Source organism: Kitasatospora sp. NPDC059803 (assembly GCF_042732255.1).
Classification (GTDB): domain Bacteria; phylum Actinomycetota; class Actinomycetes; order Streptomycetales; family Streptomycetaceae; genus Kitasatospora.
In genome coordinates this window covers 7,850-13,503 of the sequence record NZ_JBHWIJ010000241.1, presented here as the reverse complement: position 1 = coordinate 13,503, position 5,654 = coordinate 7,850, and the positions used below count along the sequence as shown (strand labels likewise).

Annotated in this window: 8 protein-coding genes; 5 read left to right on the top strand and 3 right to left on the bottom strand. The window is 70.4% G+C overall.

The window, feature by feature from the left end:
• A partial coding sequence (locus ACFV6I_RS29730; protein WP_380428618.1) for a transposase occupies positions 1–761 on the top strand: 761 nt, incomplete at its 5' end.
• A 39-nt stretch (positions 762–800) separates the two neighbouring features.
• Here the strand turns inward: ACFV6I_RS29730 and ACFV6I_RS29725 are convergent.
• The 3 genes from ACFV6I_RS29725 to ACFV6I_RS29715 form a co-directional block, all read right to left on the bottom strand.
• Positions 801–1,835: an alanine racemase gene (locus ACFV6I_RS29725; protein ID WP_063348483.1), complete on the bottom strand. Its 1,035-nt coding sequence runs from the start codon at positions 1,833–1,835 to the stop codon at positions 801–803.
• Between the two features lie 13 nt (positions 1,836–1,848).
• Positions 1,849–2,967 carry a peptidoglycan bridge formation glycyltransferase FemA/FemB family protein gene (locus ACFV6I_RS29720; RefSeq protein WP_063348484.1) on the bottom strand — a complete coding sequence of 373 codons (1,119 nt, stop codon included), beginning with the start codon at positions 2,965–2,967 and terminating at the stop codon, positions 1,849–1,851.
• 177 nt (positions 2,968–3,144) lie between these two features.
• Positions 3,145–3,444: a hypothetical protein gene (locus ACFV6I_RS29715; RefSeq protein ID WP_063348485.1), complete on the bottom strand. Its 300-nt coding sequence runs from the start codon at positions 3,442–3,444 to the stop codon at positions 3,145–3,147.
• Positions 3,445–3,759: 315 nt separating this feature from the next.
• Between ACFV6I_RS29715 and rpsF the strand changes: the two genes are divergently transcribed.
• The 4 genes from rpsF (at position 3,760) to rplI (ending at position 5,548) form a co-directional block, all read left to right on the top strand.
• Positions 3,760–4,050 (top strand): 30S ribosomal protein S6, encoded by a 291-nt coding sequence (rpsF, locus tag ACFV6I_RS29710; protein ID WP_063348486.1) that lies wholly within the window; start codon positions 3,760–3,762, stop codon positions 4,048–4,050.
• A 96-nt stretch (positions 4,051–4,146) separates the two neighbouring features.
• The gene (locus ACFV6I_RS29705) at positions 4,147–4,767 is read left to right on the top strand and encodes a single-stranded DNA-binding protein (protein WP_063348487.1); all 621 of its coding nucleotides are present in this window, start codon (positions 4,147–4,149) and stop codon (positions 4,765–4,767) included.
• An 80-nt stretch (positions 4,768–4,847) separates the two neighbouring features.
• Entirely contained in the window at positions 4,848–5,084 is a 237-nt protein-coding gene (gene rpsR / locus ACFV6I_RS29700) for a 30S ribosomal protein S18 (protein ID WP_030304537.1), read from the top strand.
• A 17-nt stretch (positions 5,085–5,101) separates the two neighbouring features.
• Positions 5,102–5,548, top strand: a complete 447-nt coding sequence (rplI, locus tag ACFV6I_RS29695) for a 50S ribosomal protein L9 (protein ID WP_063348488.1) — start codon at positions 5,102–5,104, stop codon at positions 5,546–5,548.
• Positions 5,549–5,654 lie beyond the last annotated feature (106 nt).

Genomic DNA, 5,654 nt, shown 5'->3' with positions numbered 1-5,654 from the left:
TCTCCACCGTCGACCCCGACGCCCGACACGTCCACAAGACCCGCACCCACTACCAGGACGGATACAAGGCCCACCTCGCCATCGAGCCCGAGACCACGATCTACACCGAGGTCGAGCTCACCCCGGGCGCAGGACCCCGGCACCACGAAGCCGCCGTCGCCGAGAGCCTGCTCGCGGGCGAGGACGAGCCGGTGGACGCGTTCGGCGACACCGCCTACTCCACCGGGGGCGCCCGCCAGGCCCTCGGCGACGCAGGACACCGCCTGTTCTTCAAGCCCGCCCCTCAACGACCCGCCATCGCGGGCGGTTTCGTCCTCGACGACTTCCGGATCGACACCGCCGGCGGGACGGTCACCTGCCCCGCCGGCCGCGCCGTCCCGCTCTCACCCGACCGCGGCCCCGACACACCCCGCTCGGCGGCCTTCGGTGACCGCTGCACCGGCTGCCAGCTCCGCGAGCGGTGCACCGCCTCCAAGACCGGCAGGACCCTTCGGATCCAACCCGGCTACGACCTCCAGCACACCGCCCGCCGACAAGCCGCCGACCCCGCCTGGCAAGCCGCCTACCGCCGATGGCGACCCCCGGTCGAACGAGCCGTGGCCTGGCTCGTCGGACACCGAAGCCGCCGCCTGCGCTACCGAGGAACCATCAAGAACAACACCTGGCTCCACACCCGCGCAGCCGCCCTCAACCTGCGAACCCTGCTCAACCTCGGACTCGCCCACAACGGCACGACCTGGCAAATCCAGGCCACCACCTGACAGCACGGCCCGGATCAACCCAAGATCTTCATCAGCCTTCTAGCGGTCCACCACGCGGTCGAAGTGCGTGGTGGTGTGCCGGACCTGGAGGCCGAGCTCCTCGCCGATCGCGGGGGGCTTGGTCTCGCCGTCCAGGAACAGCAGCGAGACCTGCATGTGCGGCGGCTCGGCGAACCAGAGCTGCTTGCCGGCCCAGTGGAACGGCGACTTGGTCTTGTTGACGGTCGCCAGGCCGGCCCGGGCGATGCCCTTGGCCCGGGAGGCCATGGTCTGCACGTACTTGGGCGCCTCCAGGCCGATGCCGTGCGCGGTGCCGCCGGCCACCACCACGATGTGGCCGTCGGCCGGCGCCGGGTGCTGGCGGTAGCCGTAGCGGTCGCCCTTCTTCACCGGGGTGACGTCCAGCACCGTGGCCCGGACCTCCAGCGCGCCGTGGTCGCCCAGCCAGAGCCGGGTGCCGATCCGGGCCCGGAAGACGATGTCCGGGTAGCGCTGGGCCAGCTGCTCCATGCCGGCCGCGCCGAGGTGGCTGACGTACACGGTGTGCACCGGCACCCCGGCCGCCCGGGCGGTGTCCACCCAGTGGACGACCTCCTCGGTCGGGCTGGAGCCGTCCGGCCGGTCCATCGGCAGGTGCAGCGCCAGGCCCTCGAAGGCGACGCCGTCCAGCTCGGCGGCGACGGCCGTGAGGTCGGCGGCGCTCACCCCGTGGCGGCGCATGGAGGTCATGCACTCCACCACCACCCGGGCGCCGCGCAGCGCCCGCAGCGCGTCCAGGTTCGCCACCGTCCGGATCACCCGGGCGTGCGGCAGCGGCAGCGCCTCCTCGCCGACCCGGTACGGGGTGAGCACCAGCAGCTCGCCGCCGTACCACTCGGCGGCGTCGGCCGCCTCGTACGCGGTGCCGACGGCCAGCACACCGGTGCCCAGCAGCGTCGCCTCCTCGGCCAGCCGGTGGTTGCCCAGGCCGTAGCCGTTCCCCTTGGCGACCGGCACCAGGCCGGGGAACTCGGCGAGGACGGAGCGCTGGTGGGTGCGCCAGCGTTCGGTGTCGAGGTAGAGCGACAGCGTCATCGGGTCAGCCTCCTCAGCGGCGGGACATGTAGAGGTCGAGGGCCTTGTGCAGCAGCTTGTTGAGCGGGAAGTCCCACTCGCCGAGGTACTCGGCGGCCTGGCCGCCGGTGCCGACCTTGAACTGGATCAGGCCGAACAGGTGGTCGTTCTCGTCCAGGGTGTCGCTGATGCCGCGCAGGTCGTACACGCCGCCGCCGAGCGCGTAGGAGTCGCGCATCATCCGCCACTGGATCGCGTTGGACGGCTTGACCTCGCGCTTGTGGTTGGCCGAGGCGCCGTAGGAGTACCAGACGTGCTCGCCGACCACCAGCATCGTGGTCGCGGCCAGCGGCTCGCCGTCGTGGTAGGCGATGTAGAGCCGCATCCGGTTCTGGTCCTCGGCGGTGAGGGCCTTCCACATCCGCTGGAAGTAGGACAGCGGGCGCGGGGTGAACTTGTCGCGCTCAGCGGTCACCAGGTAGAGCTGGTGGAAGATCGGCAGCTCGTCGTAGCCGCCCTGGTACACCTCGACGCCGCTCTTCTCGGCCTTCTTGATGTTGCGGCGCCAGAGCTGGTTGAAGTTCTTGTGGATGTCGTCCAGCGAGCGGTTGGCCAGCGGCACCTGGAACACGTAGCGCGGCTGGACGTCGCCGAAGCCGGCGCCGCCGTCCTCGCCCTGCAGCCAGCCGGCCTTGCGCAGCCGGTCGGCCACCTCGAAGGCGCGCGCCTCGTACCAGTCGGCCTCGACGTCGCGCAGGCGCTTGGCCTGCTTGCCGGCGATGGCCTCCTTGATGGTGGGGGCGTTCCAGCGGCGGATGACGATCGGCGGGCCCATCTTGACCGAGAACGCGCCCTGCGACTTGAGGTGGGCGAGCATCGGGGAGAGCCAGCGGTCGAGGTCCCGGTCGAACCAGTCGATGACCGGGCCCTCGGGCAGGTAGGCGAGGTAGCGCTTGAGCTTGGGCAGCTGCCGGTAGAGCACCAGGCCGGCGCCGACGAGCTGGTTGGCCTCGTCGAACCAGCCGATCGACTCCGAGCGCCACTCGGCCTTCACGTCGCCCCACGACGGCACCTGCATGTGGCTGGCCGAGGCGCGGCTCCTGATGAAGGCGAGGTGCTCCTCGCGGGTGATCGTCCTCAGGCGCAGGCTCATTGCTCGGTGCTCCTCGTCGGTCGGGCTGCGGTGGGCCCAGGTTCTCGGGCTGACCCTATCGTCCGGGGCCCGGGCACCCGCCGCTGCGGGCGCGACGGCGCCCCCGTCGCGTACCTGTCTCCTTGCAGATACGCCACGGGGGCGCCGAGGGTTCCGGAACGGTGCGACCGGGGCGGCTCAGCCCCAGAGGCCGCCGCGGGCGATGCCGAGGTAGAAGCCGATGGCGGAGGCGCCGAGCGTGATCATCAGCACGAAGCGCTCGGCCGTGGTGACCGAGACGAACATGCCGAGCAGCCCCGTGATGATCCCGAACAGGCCGGTCCACGAGGTCAGCAGGTGCAGGTTGTGGAAGAACGAGGTGGTGAAGGCGATCACGCCCAGCACGGCGGTGAGGCCCACCAGGGCGTTCTCGCGGGGGTGCGGGTGGCCGTCGGTGTTCAGTGTGAGCGCGGGCATGCGGTGGACGGACTGGGCCATGAGTCCCACCTCCTGGCGTGGAGACGAACGGGCAGGAATCCCGTTCCGTCCAGATTGCGGCGGTTGGGCCGGTCTCACAACCCCTATGCGTTTTGTTCGGCCGTCCGGGTGCGGGTAGGCTGTGCCGTCTGCACTGGTGTAGTTGTGCCCCCTTGCGCCCTCTTCCGGGCGACCACCCTGTCGGGTGAGCGGGGCCCGATTGTCGGACCCGGCCGCTACGGTGGCCGGTGTCGTCACTGCTCCGGTGCCGACGCTGCACAACCCTCCTGCCACGGAGAGACCGTGGCCGTTGAGTCCAAAGGAGGTGGGTTACCCATGCGTCACTACGAGGTGATGGTCATCCTCGACCCCTCGGTCGAGGAGCGCGCTGTCTCCCCCCTGATCGAGAACTTCCTCACCGTCGTCCGGAACGCCGGCGGCAAGGTGGAGAAGGTCGACACCTGGGGTCGTCGCCGTCTGGCTTACGAGATCAACAAGCAGTCCGAGGGCATCTACTCGGTCATCGACCTGAAGGCCACGCCTGAGGTCGTCAAGGAGCTCGACCGCCAGATGGGCCTGAGCGAGTCGGTTCTGCGGACCAAGGTCCTGCGCCCGGACACCCACTGAGCCACCTCTGAGGCCTTCGGGTCTCGGGTAGCTCGCGTCCGCTGTTTCACGTGAAACAGCGGTGAACGGACATCTTCCCGAGAGGTCATCACCACCATGGCAGGCGAGACCGTCATCACCCTCGTCGGCAATCTCGTCGACGACCCCGAGCTGCGCTTCACCCCGTCGGGTGCGGCGGTCGCGAAGTTCCGTATCGCGTCCACCCCCCGCACCTTCGACCGTCAGACGAACGAGTGGAAGGACGGCGAGAGCCTCTTCCTCACGTGCAACGTCTGGCGGCAGCCGGCGGAGAACGTGGCCGAGTCGCTGCAGCGCGGCATGCGCGTCATCGTGCAGGGCCGACTGCGCCAGCGGTCTTACGAGACCAAGGAAGGCGAGAAGCGGACGGTCTTCGAGGTCGAGGTCGACGAGGTCGGCCCGAGCCTGCGCTCGGCGACCGCGAAGGTCACCCGGGCCAACCGGTCCGGTGGCCCCGGCGGCTCTGGTGGCGGCTTCGGCGGCCAGCAGGGCGGCGGCGGTGGCCAGCAGGGCGGTTGGGGCGGCGGTGGCGGCCAGCAGGGCGGCGGCGGCAGCTGGGGTGGAAACTCCGGCGGCGGCGGCCAGTCCGGCCCCTCCGACGACCCGTGGGCGTCCAGCACTCCGTCCGGCGGCCAACAGGGCGGCGGCAGCTGGGGCGCCCCGTCCGGTGGCGGCTTCTCGGAAGAGCCTCCGTTCTAAGAGCTGACAGATTTCGTGCGGCCCGGCCGCCGGCGTCCTGAGGACGCAGGCCGGGCCGTGAACCCCAAATGGAGCACACAATGGCGAAGCCGCCTGCTCGCAAGCCGAAGAAGAAGGTTTGCGTCTTCTGCAAGGACAAGGTCAACTACGTTGACTACAAGGACACGAACCTGCTGCGGAAGTTCATCTCCGACCGTGGCAAGATCCGTGCCCGCCGGGTCACCGGCAACTGCACCCAGCACCAGCGTGACGTCGCCACGGCCGTGAAGAACAGCCGTGAGATGGCGCTGCTGCCCTACACCAGCACCGCGCGCTAAGAGAGGGTGACCAAGTAATGAAGATCATCCTCACGCACGAGGTGCCGGGTCTCGGCTCCGCCGGCGAGGTCGTCGAGGTCAAGGACGGCTACGCCCGCAACTACCTGGTTCCGCGTGGCTACGCCATCCGCTGGACCAAGGGCGGCCAGAAGGACGTCGACGCGATCCGTCGCGCCCGCAAGATCCACGAGATCCAGACCCTTGAGGCCGCCAACGAGGTCAAGGGCAAGCTCGAGGGCGTCCAGGTCAAGCTGGCCGTTCGCTCGGGTGACGCCGGCCGTCTGTTCGGTTCGGTGACCCAGGCCGACGTCGTGGAGGCCATCAAGGCCGCCGGCGGCCCGGCCGTGGACAAGCGCGCCGTCGCGATCGCCTCGCCGATCAAGACCGTGGGCACCCACAAGGTCTCGGTCAAGCTGCACGCCGACGTCCAGGCCAACCTCGACGTCGCCGTCGTCGCTGCCTGAGTTCCGTAGCAGTGGCCTGAGGGGGGGGCGCCGCCCGGGGGGCGGCCCGCGGGCGGGGTGCGGGGGGGGGGGGCCCCGCGCCGGCGGGGGGGGGGGGGGCGGGGGG